Source organism: Duganella radicis (genome assembly GCF_009720825.1).
Lineage (GTDB): Bacteria > Pseudomonadota > Gammaproteobacteria > Burkholderiales > Burkholderiaceae_D > Rugamonas > Rugamonas radicis.
The window spans coordinates 41,010-59,469 of record NZ_WNKY01000009.1; the positions used below are offsets into that span (position 1 = coordinate 41,010).

Below are 18,460 nucleotides of genomic sequence, written 5' to 3' on the forward strand. Positions count from 1 at the left end.
GAATCAGGCGTGCTGCAACTGGCCGATAACGCTGGCCACTTTGGTGGTAATCATGTCGACCGCCGGGCCGTTGGCGCCGTGCGGAATAATCAGGTCGGCATGGCGCTTGGTCGGTTCGATGAATTGCTTGTGCATCGGACGCACGGTTTCCAGATACTGGCCGACCACGCTCTCCACCGAACGGCCACGGTCCGTGATATCGCGCTGCATGCGGCGGATAAAGCGGATATCGGAGGCCGTATCGACGAAAATCTTCAGCGACATCATGTCGCGCAAATCCGGGTCATACAAGGCAAACAAGCCTTCGATCACGATCACCGGGGCCGGTTTGACGGGAATGGTGCGGTTGGACCGGTTGTCGATGGTGAAGTCGTACTCCGGCATCGCGATCGGATCGCCATTGCGCAGGGCCTGGACGTGCTGGACCAGCAAAGGCCAGTCGAACGCCTGTGGATGGTCGTAATTCTGTTGGCGGCGGGCTTCCGGGGTGAGATGGGTCTGGTCGCAATAATAATCATCTTGCATCACGACCGAGACCATATCGGCGCCAAACGACGCCAGCACTTGTTGGGATACCGTCGACTTGCCACTGCCGCTACCGCCAGCGACACCAATGACAAACGGTTGGAAAGAAATCTTGCTCATGCCGAATGATACCGGAACCGCGACCGGGCGGACAGTAGGGGCGGCGCAGCTGTCAAAATGTAAATGTCGTTTTGTTAGCACTTGAAAGTAGTAAAATCGCTCGTTTATTCACTCACCCAGAAAGACTTCCGCTTTGATCGACAGCCTGCCGCTACGTGTCTTGCGTGCTGCCTTTGACCGGCGCATGGGGCCGCTGCATGAGGGGGACCACGACCTGCAAGGCTGGCGCAACCGTCTGCTCGATGGCTTGTGCGCGGTGGCTTTCTGGCTGGGTGTGATCGCCATCGTGCCCAGCATGTGGGGCAGCGCGCGCCAGGAGCACTGGCCATTGGTGGTCACCGATATCATCGCGCTGGGCGGCACCGGCTGGCTGCATTACCGGCGCGACCTGCCTTACCACTGGCGGGCGCTGGCGATACTGGGCATCGCGTATCTGATCGCGGTGGTGCTGCTGTTTTCTCTCGGGCCGCTGTCGCAGATCTACCTGCTGGCGGTGCCGGTACTGTGCACGGTACTGATCGGCACCGTGCCGGCCATGCTGGCGCTGCTGTGGTGCTCGGCCACCTTGTTCCTGATCGGCTACCTGGGCGGCATCGAGCTGGGCATGGCCGTGGTGGTGGTGGCGCCGGTCGCGCACTGGGCCATCCTCGGCGTGAACTTCCTGCTGGTGTCCAGCGTGCTGACCCTGTCCTGCACCTATCTGCTGCACGGGCTGGATGGCGCGCTGGCGCGTCAACGCGCCATTCACGCGCGCAGCCATGAGAACGAAATCCGCTACCGCCAGACGCTGGAGGCGCAGATCGCCACCCTGCATGCGCGCGAAGCGGATCTGCGGGCGTCGCAGGCGCGCCAGGCCGAATCGCTGGCGGCGCAGCGCGCCGCCGAAGTATCGAACCAGCTCAAGAGCGATTTCCTGGCGATGATCAGCCACGAAGTGCGCACGCCGCTGGGGGGCGTGATCGGCATGCTGCGCTCGGCGATGAAGGAGCCCGGCCTGACGCCAGCCACGCGCGACAAGCTGCGCCTCAGCCTGAGCAACGCCGAGGTGCTGCTGCAAATCATCAACGACATCCTCGACTTCTCGCGCCTGGAGGCGGGCAAGATGCCGCTGGAGTCGCTGGACTTCGACCTGCCGGCCTTGCTGCGCGACGTCAGCGGGCTGCTGGCCGACCGCGCCGAAACCAAGGGCATTGCGCTGATAACCGATATCGATCCGGCGCTGCCGGCCTGGTGGCGCGGCGATCCGACCCGGCTGCGGCAGGTGGTGGTCAACCTGGTCGGCAACGGCATCAAGTTCACCGAGCGCGGCGAGGTGTGCGTGAGCGCGGCGGAAGAGGCGGGCGGCATCGTCCTCACCGTGAGCGACAGCGGCATCGGCATCGAGGCCGACGCGCTGGGCCGCCTGTTCCAGAAGTTCGAGCAGGCCGACGCCGCCACCGCCCGCAAATACGGCGGCGCCGGCCTGGGCCTGGCGATCTGCAAAAACATCGTCGCCGCCATGAACGGACGCATCGAGGCCAACAGCCAGCCCGGCGTCGGCAGCGTGTTCCGCGTGCACCTGCCGCTGGAGCCGGGCGTGCCGGCGCCGCTGCGCCCGGCTCCAGCGTGCCGTCCGCACGCGGCGCGCCTGGCCGTGCTGTGCGCCGAAGATGGCAGCACCAACCAGGTCATCCTGCGTGAACTGCTGGGCAATATGGGCCACAGCATCACCATGGTCGAGGACGGCGTGGCGGCGCTGGCGCAGCTGGCGGCACGCGACTACGACCTGGTCATCATGGATGGCCGCATGCCGCGCATGGATGGCGTGACGGCCGTGCAGCGTTTGCGGGCCGGACAGGACGGGGTGCGCGATCCGGCCGTGCCGGTGATCGCGCTGACCGCCAACGCCACCGCCGAAGAGCGGCAGCGCTTCATGGCGGCCGGCGCCAGCGGCTTCCTGGCCAAGCCGGTCGACGAGATGGCATTGCACGCCGAGATAGGGATACAGCTGGGCGCCTTGCTGGCGCTGGGTAAAGCCCTGATCGGCGAGCAGCGCGCCATGGCGGCGGGCGCGCCGGCGCTGGCGGAACTGGACGCCATGTTCGAGGTGGCGGAGCTGCCGCCGGCCAGCACCCAGCCGGCGGACGATGGCGACAAGCTGTACCGGTCCATGCGCTCGGCTTTCCTGATCGAAGGGCCGCGTTTGCTGGCGGTGGCGCGCCAGGGGCTGGAGGATGGCGATGCGCTGGTGGTCGCGCTGGCCGCGCACAGCCTGATGGGCGGCGCCGCCTTCCTCGGCGCCAACGCCCTGCACGCCTGCTGCGCCCAGATCGAGCGGCTGGCCGATGCCGGCGATCTCGACGCCGTCACGCCGCACCTGGCAACCCTCCAGTACGAACTGTCGCGCACGCTCGCATAACCGCATCCGCCATAAAGATTGCGCAATCATTTCGCCGATAGTGTGCTATCTTTGCACTCCCATCATTAAATGATAGCGCAAACATGTCTGGTTCCAGAATCCGGGGGCTACGCTGGTGGATGATCGGCTTGATCATGCTGGGGGCCGTCATCAACTACCTCACGCGCAGCACGCTGGCGGTGGCGGCGCCGACGCTGCTGACTGAGCTGCATATCTCCACCAGGGAATACTCGTACATCACGGCCGCCTTCCAGGGCATGATCATGCTGCAACCGCTGTGCGGCTATGTGCTGGATGTGATCGGACTGAAGTTCGGCTTCGCCATGTTTGCGGCGGCCTGGTCGGTCATCTGCATGGCGCATGGCATGGCCACCAACTGGCAGACGCTGGCGGTGTTGCGCGGCCTGCTGGGGCTGGCCGAGGGCTCGGCCAATCCGGCCGGCATGAAGGCGGTGTCGATCTGGTTCCCGGCCAAGGAGCGCGGCATGGCGGGCGGCATCTTCAATATCGGCGCCTCGTTCGGTTCCATGCTGGCGCCGCCGCTGGTGGTGTGGGCCATCCTGCATTACAACTGGCAGTCGGCGTTTGTGATCACCGGCGCGCTGGGCCTGGTCTGGGTGGCGCTGTGGCTGCTGCTGTACGACGCGCCGGCGCGCCATCGGCGCTTGTCGGCCGAGGAGGCGCGGCATATCGCCGCCGGCCAGGAGCAGCATCTGGAAGGCGACGGCAAGCGGCCTTCGCTCATCAGCATTCTCAAGATGCGCAATTTCTGGGGCATTGCGTTGCCGCGCTTTCTGGCCGATCCGGCGTGGGGCACGCTGTCGTTCTGGGTGCCGCTGTACCTGACCACGGTGCGCCATTTCGATCTGGCGCAGATCGCCATGTTTGCCTGGCTGCCTTTCCTTGCCGCCGACCTCGGCTGCCTGTTCGGGCCGGTGGTGGTGCTGGCCTTGCAAAAGCGCGGCGTGCGGTTGATTAACGCGCGCCGCGGCGCTTTCACGCTGGGCGCAAGCATGATGATGGGCGTGGCCTTTGTCGGCTATGTCGACAGCCCGTATGCCGCGATTGCCTTGCTCAGCCTGGCCGGCTTTGCGCACCAGACCCTGTCGGTCACGGTGATCACCATGTCGTCCGATCTGTTCCGCCGCAACGAGGTGGCGACGGTGGCGGGCATGTGCGGCACTTTTGGCAATTTCGGCTTGTTGCTGTTCTCGCTGCTGATCGGCGGGCTGATGAGCACCATTGGCTACACGCCGTTCTTTGTCAGCCTGGCGGTGCTGGATCTGGTGGCGGCGGTGCTGTTGTGGACCTTGGTGCGAGAGAAAAACGCATGATTCAAAATCCTGTTCTGACGGGCTTCAATCCCGATCCCTCCATCGTGCGCGTGGGCGACGATTACTACGTCGCCACCTCCACCTTTGAGTGGTATCCCGGCGTGCAGATTCATCATTCGCGCGATCTGGTGAACTGGCGTTTGCTGACCCGTCCGCTAACGCGCGCCAGCCAGCTGAATATGCTCGGCGCGCCCGACTCGTGCGGCGTGTGGGCGCCGTGCCTGACCTATGCCGATGGCCTGTTCTGGCTGATTTACACCGACGTCAAGCGCTACGGCCGCACCTCGACCGGCGGCGCCACCGGCAGCGCGTCCCTGCGCGATTTCCACAACTACCTGGTGACCAGTCCGAGCATCGAGGGACCGTGGTCCGATCCGGTGTACCTCAACAGCAGCGGCTTCGATCCCTCGCTGTTCCATGACGACGATGGCCGCAAGTATGTGCTCAACCAGTTGTGGGATCACCGTCCGGGCAGCAACCGCTTTGCCGGCATCGTGTTGCAGGAATATGCCGACGGCAAGCTGATCGGCAAGCGCGAGAATATCTTCAAGGGCACGGCGCACGGACTGACCGAAGCGCCGCATCTGTACCAGCGCAACGGCTACTACTATCTGCTGACGGCGGAAGGCGGCACCGGCTGGAACCATGGCGTGACCATGGCGCGCTCGCGCAATTTGCTGGGGCCGTATGAATTGCATCCGGATGTGACCATCCTGAGTGCGCGCCACCGGCCGGATGTGGCGTTGCAGCGGGCAGGGCATGCGGATCTGGTGGAGACGCCGGATGGCCAGACTTACATGGTCTACCTGTGCGGCCGGCCGCTGCGCAACCGCGGCACCTGCACGCTGGGGCGCGAGACCGCGATTCAGCCCATGGTGTGGGGCGAGGATGGCTGGCTGCGCAGCCGAGATGGCCTCGGCTCGCCGGAATCGCAGGCCGAAGCGCCTGGTTTGCCTGAGCACCGCTTCGCGCCGGCGCCGGTGCGTGAGGAATTCGATGCGCCCGGGTTGCCGCTGGCCTTCCAATGGCTGCGCACGCCGTGGCCGGAAGCGTTGTTCAGCCTGACGGCGCGGCCGGGCCATCTGCGCCTGTATGGCCGTGAAACGCTGGGCAGCCAGTTCCGCCAGGCGCTGGTGGCGCGGCGCCAGCAAGCGCATTGCTACAGCGCGTCGACGGTGGTGGAGTTCGAGCCGGAGCACTACCAGCAGCAGGCCGGGCTGGTGTGCTACTACGGCGCGGCCAAGTTCCACTACCTCTACATCACGCACGATGAGGAAGCGGGCAAGCATTTGCGGGTGATGAGCAGCCTGCCCAACCACGTGCAGACCGACACCTTCACCGCGCCGATCGCGCTGCCATCGGGCGTGCCGGTGCAGTTGCGGGTGGAAGTGGATGAGGAACGCCTGTACTTCGGCTATCGCGTCGACGAGGGCGACTGGCGATGGCTGCCGCAGCAGTTCGACGCCAGCATCCTATCGGACGAAGCCAACGCGCCGGGCATGCCGAACTTCACCGGCGCCTTTGTCGGCATGGCCTGCCAGGACATGGCCGGCACCGCCCTGCACGCCGACTTCGACTATTTCGAATACCGCGAGCGGCCGTATTGCATCGATCCGCGTGTGAAGACGTAGATGGCGCACAAGCCCACGAGCAACATGGCTACGCTGTCCGGCTCAGGCACAGGCGCTGGTACAGGCGCCGTGACGGCAGGCGGCGGGCCGGCGTAGGTGCGGAAGGTGTAGTCGAACTGGGCGAAGGGGGTGTAATCGTTGGCGTAGGCCATGCCGTGCTTGCAGTCGTTCAGCGAGCCGCCGATGATGAAGTAGGGGATGTCGCTGGTGAAGGTGAGGTAGTAGGTCTTGCCCGCCTCGGCTTTCACCGGCGCCCAGAAGGTGTCCACCCACAGCACACCCAGTCCGCGTGCTTCGCCCTCGGCCAGCTTGACGCCACCCTGCGTCGGCAAGGCGTCCCACAGCGCGATGGTGATCGGGCCGCTTTCTTCCGTCTGCCATATCTGCACGCCGGCGCCTGTGATGGTGGCGGCATTGGTCTGGAACGATTGGGCTAGTCCGGTCTGATACAGGCCCGCCATCTTGGTCACTTTTTCCGGCTGGTTCTGGTCGATGATATTTTGCGCCGCGGCCAGCGACGCGCTGAGCGCGAGAGCGCTGGCAAGCAGGCAACAATAGATAAGCCTACGCATCAACTTCTCCTCATGGATGTGGGGATTTGTTTCTTGCAGTAGGATTAATTCTATTTGGGCTGAGGCCGGCGCAATGTGCGCCCGCTAACGACCGGCTTGCATGGACTTGCTTTTCTTCTCCTCTTCCATTTTCCTGGCCAGGGCAATGGTTTCCTCCGCCAGCCTGATGACCTGTGCCCAGGGCGGCGCGCTGTCAATATCATTGCGGCGATTGGTGAATTTCGTAATTGCGGTGCGCGTCTGGTGCCAGCACAATGGTGCGCATAAAAAATCCCTGAGACATCCCCTATGAATATCCGCCTTGCCGCCGCCCTGGCCGTATTGTCGTCGTCCGCTTTTGCGGCGCCCAACGATTTGAACGTGTATGCCGGCCATCCGCTGGAGGCGGGCAGCATCGTCGTTTCCGACGCCGATTCCGTCAAGACCTTGGCCGGCGATGCGGTTGAGATTCCCAAGTCTCCGGATGGCGTGGTCGCCGTCAGTAAGTCGGCCAAGGCGAAGAAGGATGATGCGCTTACCCTGAACTGGAACAAGGCATGGTACGCCAGCCTGCGCGTGCAGGGCGGCAAGCCGGTCGATCTGCGTCCCTACCTGGCCAAGGGCGTGCTGGCGCTGGATCTCAAAGTGGATGAGCTGGCCGAAGGCGGCCTCAGCTTCCGTCTCAAGTGCGGCGATCAATGCGAGCGCGGCGTGCCGTATGTGATTCCGGCGCGCGCCGCGCAAGGCAAGGGCTGGCAGCATCTGGTGATGTCGGCCAGCTGCTTTTACCGCGAAGGCGACGATTTCAGCAAGATCACCCAGCCGTTCGAACTGAACGGCACCGGCAAGGGCAAGGTCGCCATCGCCAACGTCAAGTATCAGCTGAGCGGCAAGCCCAATGTGGAGTGCCCGGACTACAAGACCGTCTCGGTCACGCCGGACAAACTGAACGAATCGTGGTCGATCAGCTGGTGGACCGCGCGCCACGAGAAGAAACTGGCCGACGCCAAGGCGCTGGGCAAGAGCGCGCAAGTGGTGTTCATCGGCGACTCCATCACCGAGGGTTGGGAAAAGAGCGGCGCGCCGGTCTGGGACCGCTACTACAAGCCGCTGAACGGCATCGCGCTGGGCTTCGGCGGCGACCGCACCGAGAACGTGCTGTGGCGTCTGTTGCACGGCGAGGTGGACAGCCTCGATCCGAAAGTCGCGGTGCTGATGTTCGGCACCAATAACACCGGCCATCGCCAGGAAGATCCGAAGACCACGGCCCTCGGCATCAAGCGCAATATCGACGAGCTGCAAAAGCGCCTGCCGAATACCAAGATCCTGCTGCTGGCCATTTTCCCGCGCGGCGAAAAGCCGGATGACAATCTGCGCCAGATTAACGACAAGATCAACACCATCATCGCCGGCTTTGCCGACAACCAGAAGGTGTTCTTCGCCAACCTCAACCAGGCCTTCCTGCAACCGGATGGCTCGCTGTCGCGCGACATCATGCCGGACCTGCTGCACCCGAACGAGAAGGGCTACGAGATCTGGGCCAAGGCCATGGCGCCGGAGCTGGCGAAATTGCTGCCGGCCGCATCGCAGTACGCATGGGATAATGTGCCGATCGGCGGCAGCGGCTTTGTCTCCGGACTGGTCGCCAGCAAAAAGGAACCGGGCCTGATCTACGCCCGGACCGATGTCGGTGGCGCCTACCGCTGGGACGTAAAAAAAAACGCTGGATTCCACTGATGGACTGGGTGTCCGATAAGGACACCGGCCTGCTTGGCATCGAATCGCTGGCGATCGATCCCTCTTCGCCCAACAAGCTCTACCTCTCCGCTGGCATCGCCTACCTGAATGGCGGCGCCAGCGCCATCCTCAAGTCCGACGACTACGGCCAGACCTTCAAGCGCATCGACGTCACCAGCCAATTCAAGGTGCATGGCAACGGCATGGGCCGCGGCAACGGCGAGAAGCTGCAAGTCGATCCGGACAACGGCAAGATCCTCTACATCGGCACCCGCGCCAATGGCTTGTTCAAGAGCGAGGACGAAGGCCTGACCTGGCGCCGCCTCGACGGCCTGGACGTCAACACCACCAATAACAAGAACGGCATCAGCTTCGTGCTGCTGGATCAGGGCAAGATCTACGTCGGCGTTTCGCGCTATGGCGACAATATGTATGTGTCGGCCGACGGCGGCAAGCGCTTCAGGCTGATGGCGGGCGGTCCGGCCAGGCTGATGCCGCACCGCGCGGTGGTCGCCAACGGCAAGCTGGTGGTGACCTTCGCGCAGGGCGCCGGCCCGCACGCTGACAAGACCAAGGACGAAGGCCTGGAAACGGGCGGCGTGTGGCAATACGACATGGCCAGCGGCCGCTGGGCCGACATCTCGCCGCCGCTGAACCGCGCCTACGCCGGCATCACGGTGGCGCCGGACAATCCGCTGCGCATGGTGGTGTCGACCATTTCCTACTACCAGATGCGTGGCGGCATCGGCGACCAGTTCTACGAAACGCTGGATGGCGGCAAGAGCTGGAAGAGCATCGTCGCCAACGGCGTGCAGATCGATTCGAACGGCGTCAGCTGGATCGCCGGCAGCTTCATTCACTGGGCCGCCAGCATCGAGTTCGATCCCTTCGACAGCAAGCGTTTGATGACGGTGTCCGGCAACGGCGTATTCGTCTCCACCGATATCCACGCCGCCAAGCCGGTGTGGAAGTTCGAGGACATGGGGCTGGAGGAATCGGTGCCGCTGAATCTGGTGAGCATCCCCGGCGGCCCGGTGATTTCCGCCATCGGCGATTACGACGGCTTCCGCCACACCGACCTGACCCAATACTCGCCGATCCACACCCCGACCATGGGCACCACCTGGGGCCTGGACTACGCGGCGCGCCAGCCGAACGTGGTGGCGCGCGCCGGCACCGCCATGTACATCTCGCATGACATGGGCGTGAGCTGGACCAAAACCGCCAGCATGAACGGCATCAAGGGCCAGTTGGCGCTGAGCGCCGATGGCAAGGTCATCGTGCACTGCCCGGAGAAATTTACCACCTGCTACCGCACGGCTGATGAAGGTACGACCTGGAGCGAGGTGCGGGGCCTGCACACCGAGCGCGGCCGGGCCGTGGCCGATCCTGTCAACCCGCGCAAGTTCTACGCGCTGGATGGCAACCGCCTGCTGGTCAGCACCGACGCGGGCGCCAGCTTCACGCCGGCCACCGGCGTGCTGGCTTCGGCCAAGGGCTCCAAGGCGGTGCGCGCCGTGCCGGGCCGCGAGGGCGAGGTGTGGGTGGCGCTGTATGACGGCGGCCTGGCGCGCAGCACCGATTCCGGCGCCAGCTTTGCAAATTTGCAAGGTGTCAGCTACGCGGCGGCGGTCGGCTTCGGCAAGGCCGCGCCGGGCGCCGGCCACCCCACGGTCTACATCTGGGGCGAGGTCGGCGGCGTGCGCGGCGTGTTCCGGTCCACTGACACCGGCGCCACATGGTTGCGTATTAACGACGATCAGCACCAATACGGCGGTCCGGGTGACGCCCAGTTCGTCATCGGCGACATGAATACGTTTGGCATCGTTTTCATGAGCACGGCAGGGCGCGGCATTGTTTTTGGCAAGCCGCTGGTTCAATAAGTATAAAAAACGTAATTTCTTAAGGGAATTTAGTGAAATTCGTTATGGATGAAGCGAAATTTTTCATATCCGCACCATTCGAGGAGCGTGTAACAATGGTAAGAAGGCCCCATACGTCTCGGATTGGAACAGTCGAAATGCAAATGAAGTCACACCGGATTGCGCTACTGTTTAATGCAAACAAGATATTTGACCGCGAAGTCATCGCCGGCGTCGCCGCGTACCTGAGTTCCACGCGCGCCACCTGGGATCTGTTCCTGGAAGAAGACTTCCGCCTGCGCCTGCCCGGCATCGAGCGCTGGCAGGGCGACGGCATCATCGCCGACTTTGACGATCCGGCCGTGGCCGAGGCCCTCACGCGCAGCCGCATCCCGGTGGTGGCGGTGGGCGGCTCGTACGAAAACCAGGCCGCCTATCCCGATGACGTGCCGTACGTCGCCACCGACAACTTCAAATTGATCAAGATGGCGCGCGATCATCTGATCGAGGCCGGGCTGCGCCACTTCGCCATGTTCTCGCTGCCGGAAGCGCAGGAGAACCGCTGGGCGCAGGAACGCGAGAAGGCGTTCTGCTCGCTCATGAACGCGGACAAGATGGAGCCGCACATCTATCGCGGCCTGGGCACCAGCGCGCCGTCGTGGGACGAGGCGGTGGAGCAGCAGATCAAATGGCTGCATAGCCTTCCCAAGCCGGTTGGCATCATCGCCGTCACCGATGCGCGCGCGCGCCAGCTGATGCAGGCTTGTATCATGGCCGGCATCGCGGTGCCGGAGCAAGTGGCGCTGATCGGCATCGACAACGATCCGCTGGCGCGCATGCTGACCCGTATTCCCCTGAGCTCCGTGATCCAGGGCGCGCAGGAAATGGGCCGCACCGCCGCCCACCTGCTGGACCAGATGCTGCACGGCGTGCGCATGAGCGGCACGCGCGTGCTGGTGCCGCCGGTCGGCATCAACGTGCTGGCCTCGACCCAGCACGAAGCGCCCAAGCATCCGCACGTGATGCGGGCGCGCCACTTCATCCGCCAGTACGCCTGCCAGGGCATCAAGACGCACCAGGTGGCGGAGTATGTGGGCATCTCGCGTTCATCGCTGGAGTCCTACTTCCGGCAGGAGCTCAATTGCAGCGTGCATGATGTGATCCTGCGCTTCAAGCTCGATGCCGCCACGTCCATGCTGGCGCGCGGTGAGCGCAGCATCGCCGAGGTGGCGTTGTGCTGCGGCTTCACCTCCGTGCAGTACATGCACGCGGTGTTCAAGCGCGAACTCGGATGCACGCCGCGCACCTACCAGGACCGCGCCATGCAAGGCATCGTCGATGATGGATCGGCGTTGCCGCCGCCGGAGCTGGCAGCATAATTTCATTGCCATGGTTGGTGATTTTCGTAATTGCGGCTGATATTTAGTCCGGTCAAAATCCTCCAGCTATTTTGGAGACGAGACCTTGGACAAAAAATTCTATACCCCACGCGAGCAGGCGATTTATCCCAGCCTCGCCGGCAAGCGCGTTGTTGTCACCGGTGGTGGCAGCGGCATTGGCTCCGGCATTGTTGAAGCCTTTGCGCGCCAGGGCGCGCTGGTGACTTTCCTCGACATCGCCGAAGCCGATTCGCGCGCCTTGCAGGACAGCTTGGCCGGCTTGGCCACGCCGCCTAAATTCGTGCGCTGCGACCTGACCAATCTTGAGCAGCTGGCCGAAGTGTTCAAGGGCATCGGCCCGGTCGATGTCCTCATCAACAACGCCGCCAACGACGACCGCCACGCCATCAAGGACGTGACGCCGGCGTATTGGGAAAACCGCATGGCGGTCAACCTGCGCCACCTGTACTTCTGCGCGCAGGCCGTGGTGCCGGCCATGCAGGCGGCGGGCGGCGGCGTGATCCTGAATTTCAGTTCCATCTCCTGGCACTTGGCCCTGCCGGATCTGACGCTGTACATGACGGCCAAGGCGGGCATCGAGGGCATGACGCGTGGCATGGCGCGCGACCTGGGGCGAGACAATATCCGCGTCAACAGCGTGATCCCGGGCGGCGTGCGCACGCCGCGCCAGGAAGCCCTGTGGCACACGCCGGAGGAGGAGGCGCGCATCCTGGCGGGCCAGTGCCTGCCGCAGCGCGTGGAGATGGCCGACGTGGCGGCGTTGTCGCTGTTCCTGGCTTCCGACAGCGCGGCGCGCTGCTCCGGCCGCGAGTACTATGTGGACGCGGGGTGGTACGGCGCCTGATGTACCATACACTTCGTCGTACATAAACAGGAGACTGAAACGATGAAGAAAATCCTCAGCACGGCGGCCATCGCCGTCATGATGGCGTGCGTCGGCGGCAACGCCATGGCGGACGCCAAAAATCCGAAGATCGGCTTTTCCATCGACGATCTGCGCCTGGAACGCTGGGCGCGCGATCGCGACTACTTCGTCGCGGCCGCCGAGCAGCAGGGCGCCAAGGTGTTCGTGCAATCGGCCGACGCCAGCGAGCAGCGCCAGATCGCGCAAATCGAAAACCTGATCTCGCGCGGCGTCGACGTGCTGGTGATCGTGCCTTACAACGCCACGGTGCTGACCAACGCCGTGCGCGAGGCGAAGAAGGCGAAGATCAAGGTGGTCTCCTACGACCGCCTGATCCTCAACGCGGACATCGACGCTTACATCTCCTTCGATAACAATATGGTTGGCCAGTTGCAGGCGCAAGGCGTGCTGGCGGCCAGGCCGAAAGGGAACTTCTACCTGCTGGGCGGCGCGCCGACCGACAGCAACGCCAAGATGCTGCGCGACGGCCAGCTGAAGGTGCTGCAACCGCTGATCGACAAAGGCGACATCAAGGTGGTGGGCAAGCAGTGGGTGAAGGACTGGAGCCCGTCCGAGGCGATGTCGATTGTTGAAAATGCACTGACTGCCAACGCCAACAAGATCGATGCGGTGGTGGCTTCCAACGACGCCACGGCCGGCGGCGCGATCCAGGCGCTGGCCGCGCAAAAGCTGGATGGCAAGGTGGCCGTGTCGGGCCAGGACTCCGACCTTGCCGCCGTCAAGCGCGTGATCGCCGGTACCCAGACGCTGACCGTCTACAAACCGCTGAAACTGATCGCCTCGGAAGCGGCCAAGCTGTCGGTGCAGCTGGTGCGCAATGAGAAGCCGGGCTTCAATGCGAAGTACAACAACGGCTTCAAGGAAGTGGACTCGGTGTTTCTTAAACCGATCGCGCTGACCAAGGCCAATGTGGACCTGGTGGTCAAGGACGGCTTCTATACGCAAGCCCAGCTCTCCGGCAAATAATCAACCAGGCCCGCGCCAGCGGGCCTGCGTCATCTGTCTTATTCCAACGACGATTGCTTATTATCATTCGTCCGCTTGGTGAATTTCGCAATTGCGAGCCGGTTTAGTAAAAAGCACAATGGCTCAAAATCGCGCACACTGGCACCCCGCCAGCTGACCGCCGCGATAAAAATTATAGAGCGAGCGAGACGACACCAAATTTGAAGACCAGATTTCGGCGCTATCCGGCGCCGGCGGGACAACTCAACCTCGCATTCTCGATTCACCCCACAGACGACGAGAAATACCAATAACAAATAGCCTATGAGCTATGAAATCTTCGTATAACTTTGGAGAGCGTAGATGAAACATCTTAAGAAAACGGCCATCGCATTAGGCGTAGTACAAATGACGATGATGCTGAGCGGCGCAGCCGTGGCCCAGACGACTGAAGTCCCTAAATCCGACGTTGCCGCTGAACCGGTAGCGGTGGTGGTGACCGGTCAGCGCGCGGCGCTGCAATCGGCACAGAAGATCAAACAGAACTCCGACGAAATCGTTGACTCCATCGTCGCCGAGGACATGGGCAAGCTGCCCGACCGTTCGGTGACCGAGGTGCTGCAACGCGTGGTCGGCGTGACCATCGACCGCACCATGGCCAAGGGCGACCCGGAACACTTCTCGGTGGAAGGTTCCGGCGTGTCGATTCGTGGCCTGAGCTATGTGCGTTCCGAGTTGAACGGCCGCGATTCGTTCTCGGCCAACGGCGGCCGCTCGCTGAACTTTGAAGACGTGCCGCCGGAGCTGGTGGCGGGCGTCGACATTTACAAGAACCCATCGGCGGAGCAGATCGAAGGCGCCGTCGGCGGCCTGGTGAACCTGCGTACCGCCATGCCGTTCGATTACAAAGGCTTCAAGGCCGCCATCTCGGCCGACCGCACCTGGTCGGAACTGAAGAAGGGCAAGACCTCGCCGTCGTATTCCGGCCTGGTGTCCAACCGCTGGAAAACGCCGATCGGTGAAGTGGGCGCCTTGCTGGACCTGGCCTACTCGGAAAGCGGCACCCGTACCGACGCGTTCCAGGTCGAGCCTTACTATCCGCTGAAAGACGCCAAGGGCAATTCGGTCTTCGTACCGAAGGGCGCGCAATGGCGTACGCTGGAATTCAACCGCAAGCGCGAAGGTGCTTACGGCGCGCTGCAATGGAAAAAGGATGACTGGTCCAGCAGCCTGACCTACTTCAAATCGAAGTATGAGATGCAATGGGACGAGCAGGCGATCTTCGCCCAGTCCAGCCCATATAACATCAAGGTTTCGCCGGACGCCACCTTCAATTCCAAGGGCGCGCTGCTGACCGGCACCCTGACCGATCCGACCGATGGTGGCATCAACTTCGGCGACGATACCCGTACCTCCAACCGCAAGTCCGACACCACCGACATTTCGTGGAACCTGCGCTGGCGTCATGACAGCTGGACCGTCACCACCGACCTGCAACGCATCAAGGCCAAAACCCACAGCGTCGACTCCACCGTCGCCACCGGCGTGACCATGCCGAGCGAAACGCTGGACCTGACCGGCAGCGTGCCAAAGATCCTGTTCACCGATGCTGGCCGCGCTTACCTGGCCGATCCAAAGAACTACTACTGGGCGTTCACGATGGAACACCTGGACAAGAGCGAAGCGAATGAAACCGCGTGGAAGACCGACGTCAAATACGACTTCGATCACCCAGTGCTGCGCGACGTGCGTTTCGGCGTGCGCCTGACCGATCGCGATGCGGTGACCCAGAACTCCAACCCAAGCTACAACTGGTCCGCTATCTCCCAGCCTTGGCAGGTCGGCTGGAACATCAGCGGCCTGGCGTCGCTGGGCGATCCTCGCTTCAGCGGCAACACCAACGTCCACACCTTCAACAACTTCTTCAACGGCGGCGTATCCGTGCCGGCCGTGGTGTTCCCGAACGTCTCGCTGGCGCAAGGCTACCCGGCCAGCTACGCCCAGTTGCACACCTATCACGATATCCTGTGCCGAGAGGTCAGCCCTACTAACTCGTGCGACCCGTGGAAGCCGGCCACCTTCGGCGCCGACAACTATGCCGGCACCAACGACCAATCGGAAAAGACCAAGGCCATGTACGGCCAACTGCGCTTCGGCTGGGATGATCTGAAATATCCGGTCGACGGTAACATCGGCGTGCGTTATGTGAAGACTGACAGCACTGCGCGCGGCTACACCGTGTTCACCTCGACCGCACCAACCGGCGGCACGATGGTGGGCGTGCCGGTGCCGAACATCGCGCCGTTCGCGCAAGTGAAGGATTACGAGAACGACTACCACAACGTGCTGCCTAGCCTGAACCTGCGCATGAAAGCCAGCGACACGCTGCAGTTCCGTTTGGCCCTCGCCTCGGCGCTGTCGCGTCCCGACTTCACGCAGCTGCAGGGCTACACCGAGTTGTCGGAATCGGCCAACAGCTCGACCAATACCGCCACCGGCGTCACCACCGTCAACAGCGTGAGCCTGACCGGTAAGGGTTCGGGCAATCCGTTGCTGCGTCCTACCACCTCCAAGCAGCTCGACCTGACTGCGGAATGGTACTTCGCACCTACCGGCTCGGTCACGCTGGCGTTGTTCAACAAACGCCTGAAGGATATCGTGGTCAACCAGACCTATATCCAGCAACTGCCTGACACCGCCGGCAAACTGCATGATTTCGTGGTTACCGGTCCGGTCAACGGCGCCAAGGGCCATGCCCGCGGCTTCGAGCTGGCTTATCAGCAGTACTTCGACAAGCTGCCTGGCGCATGGTCCGGCCTGGGCCTGCAAGCCAACTTCACCTTCGTGGACAGCAAGCGCGATCTGTACAAGCCTGTCTATCAGAAGTACTGCTCGGGCGGGAACACTGCTGACAACGTCAACCTGAACCTGAACGGTTGCGATACCGATGGCACCACCTTCGGCAACCTGCCGCTTGAAAACCTGTCGCGCCAGACCTACAACCTGGCCCTGTTGTACGATAAAGGCCCGATTTCGGCACGCCTGGCTTACAACTGGCGTTCGAAGGCCCTGCAAGCGGTCAACGTGAACGGCACACAAGGCACGGACGGCCTGGATTCCAATCCAGCCAGCCCGACCTACGGCCAGCACGTTATCGCCTGGGGCCTGCCTACCTGGTCGGATGCTTACGGCCAGCTGGATGCGTCGATGTTCTACAAGTTCACCGACAAGCTGCAACTGGGCCTGGAAGCGCAGAACCTGACCGATGCGACCTACAAACAGCTGATGCAGCAAAATATCGGTATGATGGGTCGCGCGTGGTTCAAGACCGGCCGTCGCGTCGTCGCAAAACTGAGCTATGACTTTTAATTGAAAGGTTCTATCTAGATGAAGAAATCCGCCCGCCAGCTTGTTACCTCCCTCAGTTTTTTGATGGCCGCAGCTGGCGCGGCGGCCGCCGACATCCCTCAGATAGTGAAGAAGGACGGCCGTTTCGCCTTGATGGTGGACGGCGCGCCCTTCGTCATCCTCGGCGGACAAGCGCAGAATTCCAGTAATTACCCGCTGGCCCTGAACAAGGTCTTCGCGGCGATCAAGGACATGAACGCCAACACCCTCGAAATCCCGGTGGCCTGGGAGCAGGTCGAGCAGGTGGAAGGCAAATTCGATTTCAGCTACGTCGACACGCTGGTCGCCGAAGCACGCAAGAATAAAGTGAAACTGGTGCTGCTGTGGTTCGGCACCTGGAAGAACACCGGCGCCAACTACGCGCCGGAGTGGGTCAAGTTCAACAACGCGCGCTTCCCGCGCATCGTCTCCAAGGATGGCAAGATCACTTACTGCCTGTCGCCGCAAGGCGAAGAGACGCTGAAGGCCGACAAGAAGGCTTTCGTTGAGCTGATGAAGCACATCAAGAAGATCGACGAGGCACAACGCACCGTCATCATGGTGCAGGTCGAGAATGAAGTCGGCACCTACGGTTTCGCGCGCGACTACGCGCCGAAGGCGGAGGCGCTGTTCAATCAGCCGGTGCCGCAAGTGGTGCTGGACCATAAAAAATCGCCGGTGGCGCTCGCCAAAACCGGCACCTGGAAGCAGGTCTACGGCGACTACGCCGACGAGTACTTCCACGCTTACTCCATCGCCAGCTATATCGAGGAAATCGCCAAGGCTGGCCGCGCGGTCTACAACCTGCCGATGTACGTGAATAACGCGCTGCGCGATCCGCTGGAAAGCCCGGTCAAGCCGTGGAAGGAAAACTTCGCCAGCGGCGGCCCGACCTATGATGTGATCGATATCTACCGCGCCGCCGCGCCGCATATCGATTTCGCCGGTCCGGATATCTATGGTCCGGATTCGAAGAAGTTCACCGCCACGCTGAATCACTTCCAGCGCCCGGACAATCCGCTGATGGTGCCGGAGATGAGCAACGCCTCCGAGTACGTGCGCTACACCTGGCTGGTGCTGGGCCGCGGCGCCATCGGCTTCTCGCCGTTCGGCATCGACTACGCGGACTACAGCAATTTCCCGCTCGGCCACAAAGCCACCGACAAGACCATGGTGGAACCGTTCGGCAAAATCTACGCCGCCTTCCGCCCGATGGAACGCCAGTGGGCCAAGTGGGCGTTTGAAGGCCGCACCTACGGCGTGGCCGAAGGCGACGACCGCCAGCCGCAAACCGTGGACATGAAGGGCTGGAAGGCCACCATCTCGTTCCGCGAGTGGCAGTTCGGCGAGCGCGAATATTTTAAAGACATCAAGGACCTGCCGGCCGGCACCGAGAAGCCGAACGGCGGCGCCGCGATCGCGCAGATTGGCGACAATGAATTCATCATCATCGGCCAGCGTGCGCGCGTGAAGATCGACCATGCCGAAGGCAAGCCGTCGATGTGGGCGCGCGTGGAAGAGGGCTATTACGACGCTTCCGGCAAATGGATCATGGAACGTAACTGGAACGGCGATCAAACCGACTATGGCCTCAACCTGACCGGCAATCCGGTCGTGTTGAAGGTTAAACTCGGTACTTATTAAA

12 protein-coding genes are annotated in these 18,460 nt (G+C 62.7%); 10 read left to right on the forward strand and 2 right to left on the reverse strand.

Translation table 11 applies throughout. The features are described from left to right. Window positions 1–3: 3 nt before the first annotated feature. Window positions 4–645, reverse strand: coding sequence for a uridine kinase (gene udk, locus GM676_RS10750; protein ID WP_155463556.1), 642 nt, complete (start codon window positions 643–645; stop codon window positions 4–6). A 184-nt stretch (window positions 646–829) separates the two neighbouring features. On the opposite strand from udk, the gene GM676_RS10755 reads away from it, so the two are divergent. The 3 genes from GM676_RS10755 (at window position 830) to GM676_RS10765 (ending at window position 6,008) form a co-directional block, all read left to right on the forward strand. After that, on the forward strand, window positions 830–3,043 hold the full coding sequence (locus tag GM676_RS10755) for an ATP-binding protein (protein ID WP_155463557.1): 2,214 nt from the start codon (window positions 830–832) through the stop codon (window positions 3,041–3,043). Between the two features lie 83 nt (window positions 3,044–3,126). Beyond that, a complete protein-coding gene (locus GM676_RS10760; protein ID WP_155463558.1) occupies window positions 3,127–4,377 on the forward strand; it encodes an MFS transporter in 1,251 nt (416 codons plus the stop codon). Next, window positions 4,374–6,008: a glycoside hydrolase family 43 protein gene (locus tag GM676_RS10765; protein ID WP_155463559.1), complete on the forward strand. Its 1,635-nt coding sequence runs from the start codon at window positions 4,374–4,376 to the stop codon at window positions 6,006–6,008. Before GM676_RS10760 ends, GM676_RS10765 begins: the two co-directional genes overlap by 4 nt. Here GM676_RS10765 and GM676_RS10770 read toward each other — a convergent pair. Beyond that, window positions 5,954–6,580: a PEP-CTERM sorting domain-containing protein gene (locus tag GM676_RS10770; protein WP_155463560.1), complete on the reverse strand. Its 627-nt coding sequence runs from the start codon at window positions 6,578–6,580 to the stop codon at window positions 5,954–5,956. The two genes, GM676_RS10765 and GM676_RS10770, sit on opposite strands and share 55 nt — an antisense overlap. 288 nt (window positions 6,581–6,868) lie before the next feature. Between GM676_RS10770 and GM676_RS32155 the strand changes: the two genes are divergently transcribed. The 7 genes from GM676_RS32155 (at window position 6,869) to GM676_RS10800 (ending at window position 18,459) form a co-directional block, all read left to right on the forward strand. Further along, entirely contained in the window at window positions 6,869–8,296 is a 1,428-nt protein-coding gene (locus tag GM676_RS32155; RefSeq protein ID WP_229262626.1) for a GDSL-type esterase/lipase family protein, read from the forward strand. Further along, the gene (locus GM676_RS32160) at window positions 8,296–10,179 is read left to right on the forward strand and encodes a WD40/YVTN/BNR-like repeat-containing protein (RefSeq protein ID WP_229262627.1); all 1,884 of its coding nucleotides are present in this window, start codon (window positions 8,296–8,298) and stop codon (window positions 10,177–10,179) included. The genes GM676_RS32155 and GM676_RS32160 overlap by 1 nt, the downstream gene beginning before the upstream one ends. 143 nt (window positions 10,180–10,322) lie before the next feature. Continuing rightward, a complete protein-coding gene (locus GM676_RS10780; protein WP_155463659.1) occupies window positions 10,323–11,537 on the forward strand; it encodes a XylR family transcriptional regulator in 1,215 nt (404 codons plus the stop codon). Between the two features lie 85 nt (window positions 11,538–11,622). Then, window positions 11,623–12,402 carry a D-xylose 1-dehydrogenase gene (gene xylB / locus GM676_RS10785; RefSeq protein ID WP_155463561.1) on the forward strand — a complete coding sequence of 260 codons (780 nt, stop codon included), beginning with the start codon at window positions 11,623–11,625 and terminating at the stop codon, window positions 12,400–12,402. Window positions 12,403–12,480: 78 nt separating this feature from the next. Further along, window positions 12,481–13,449 carry a D-xylose ABC transporter substrate-binding protein gene (xylF, locus tag GM676_RS10790; RefSeq protein ID WP_229262636.1) on the forward strand — a complete coding sequence of 323 codons (969 nt, stop codon included), beginning with the start codon at window positions 12,481–12,483 and terminating at the stop codon, window positions 13,447–13,449. 342 nt (window positions 13,450–13,791) lie between these two features. Next, window positions 13,792–16,797, forward strand: coding sequence for a TonB-dependent receptor (locus GM676_RS10795; RefSeq protein WP_155463563.1), 3,006 nt, complete (start codon window positions 13,792–13,794; stop codon window positions 16,795–16,797). Between the two features lie 18 nt (window positions 16,798–16,815). Beyond that, entirely contained in the window at window positions 16,816–18,459 is a 1,644-nt protein-coding gene (locus GM676_RS10800; RefSeq protein ID WP_155463564.1) for a GH35 family beta-galactosidase, read from the forward strand. The last annotated feature ends 1 nt before the right edge of the window (window position 18,460 follow it).

What these genes read in the sequence shown, in the direction of transcription:
- GM676_RS10780 (WP_155463659.1), top strand. Translation starts at nt 10,323, where the DNA reads ATGAAGTCACACCGGATTGCGCTACTGTTTAATGCAAACAAGATATTT.
- GM676_RS10765 (WP_155463559.1), top strand. Translation starts at nt 4,374, where the DNA reads ATGATTCAAAATCCTGTTCTGACGGGCTTCAATCCCGATCCCTCCATC.
- xylF (WP_229262636.1), top strand. Translation starts at nt 12,481, where the DNA reads ATGATGGCGTGCGTCGGCGGCAACGCCATGGCGGACGCCAAAAATCCG.
- udk (WP_155463556.1), bottom strand. Translation starts at nt 645, where the DNA reads ATGAGCAAGATTTCTTTCCAACCGTTTGTCATTGGTGTCGCTGGCGGT.
- GM676_RS10755 (WP_155463557.1), top strand. Translation starts at nt 830, where the DNA reads ATGGGGCCGCTGCATGAGGGGGACCACGACCTGCAAGGCTGGCGCAAC.
- GM676_RS32155 (WP_229262626.1), top strand. Translation starts at nt 6,869, where the DNA reads ATGAATATCCGCCTTGCCGCCGCCCTGGCCGTATTGTCGTCGTCCGCT.
- GM676_RS10800 (WP_155463564.1), top strand. Translation starts at nt 16,816, where the DNA reads ATGAAGAAATCCGCCCGCCAGCTTGTTACCTCCCTCAGTTTTTTGATG.
- GM676_RS10760 (WP_155463558.1), top strand. Translation starts at nt 3,127, where the DNA reads ATGTCTGGTTCCAGAATCCGGGGGCTACGCTGGTGGATGATCGGCTTG.
- GM676_RS32160 (WP_229262627.1), top strand. Translation starts at nt 8,296, where the DNA reads ATGGACTGGGTGTCCGATAAGGACACCGGCCTGCTTGGCATCGAATCG.
- GM676_RS10795 (WP_155463563.1), top strand. Translation starts at nt 13,792, where the DNA reads ATGAAACATCTTAAGAAAACGGCCATCGCATTAGGCGTAGTACAAATG.
- GM676_RS10770 (WP_155463560.1), bottom strand. Translation starts at nt 6,580, where the DNA reads ATGCGTAGGCTTATCTATTGTTGCCTGCTTGCCAGCGCTCTCGCGCTC.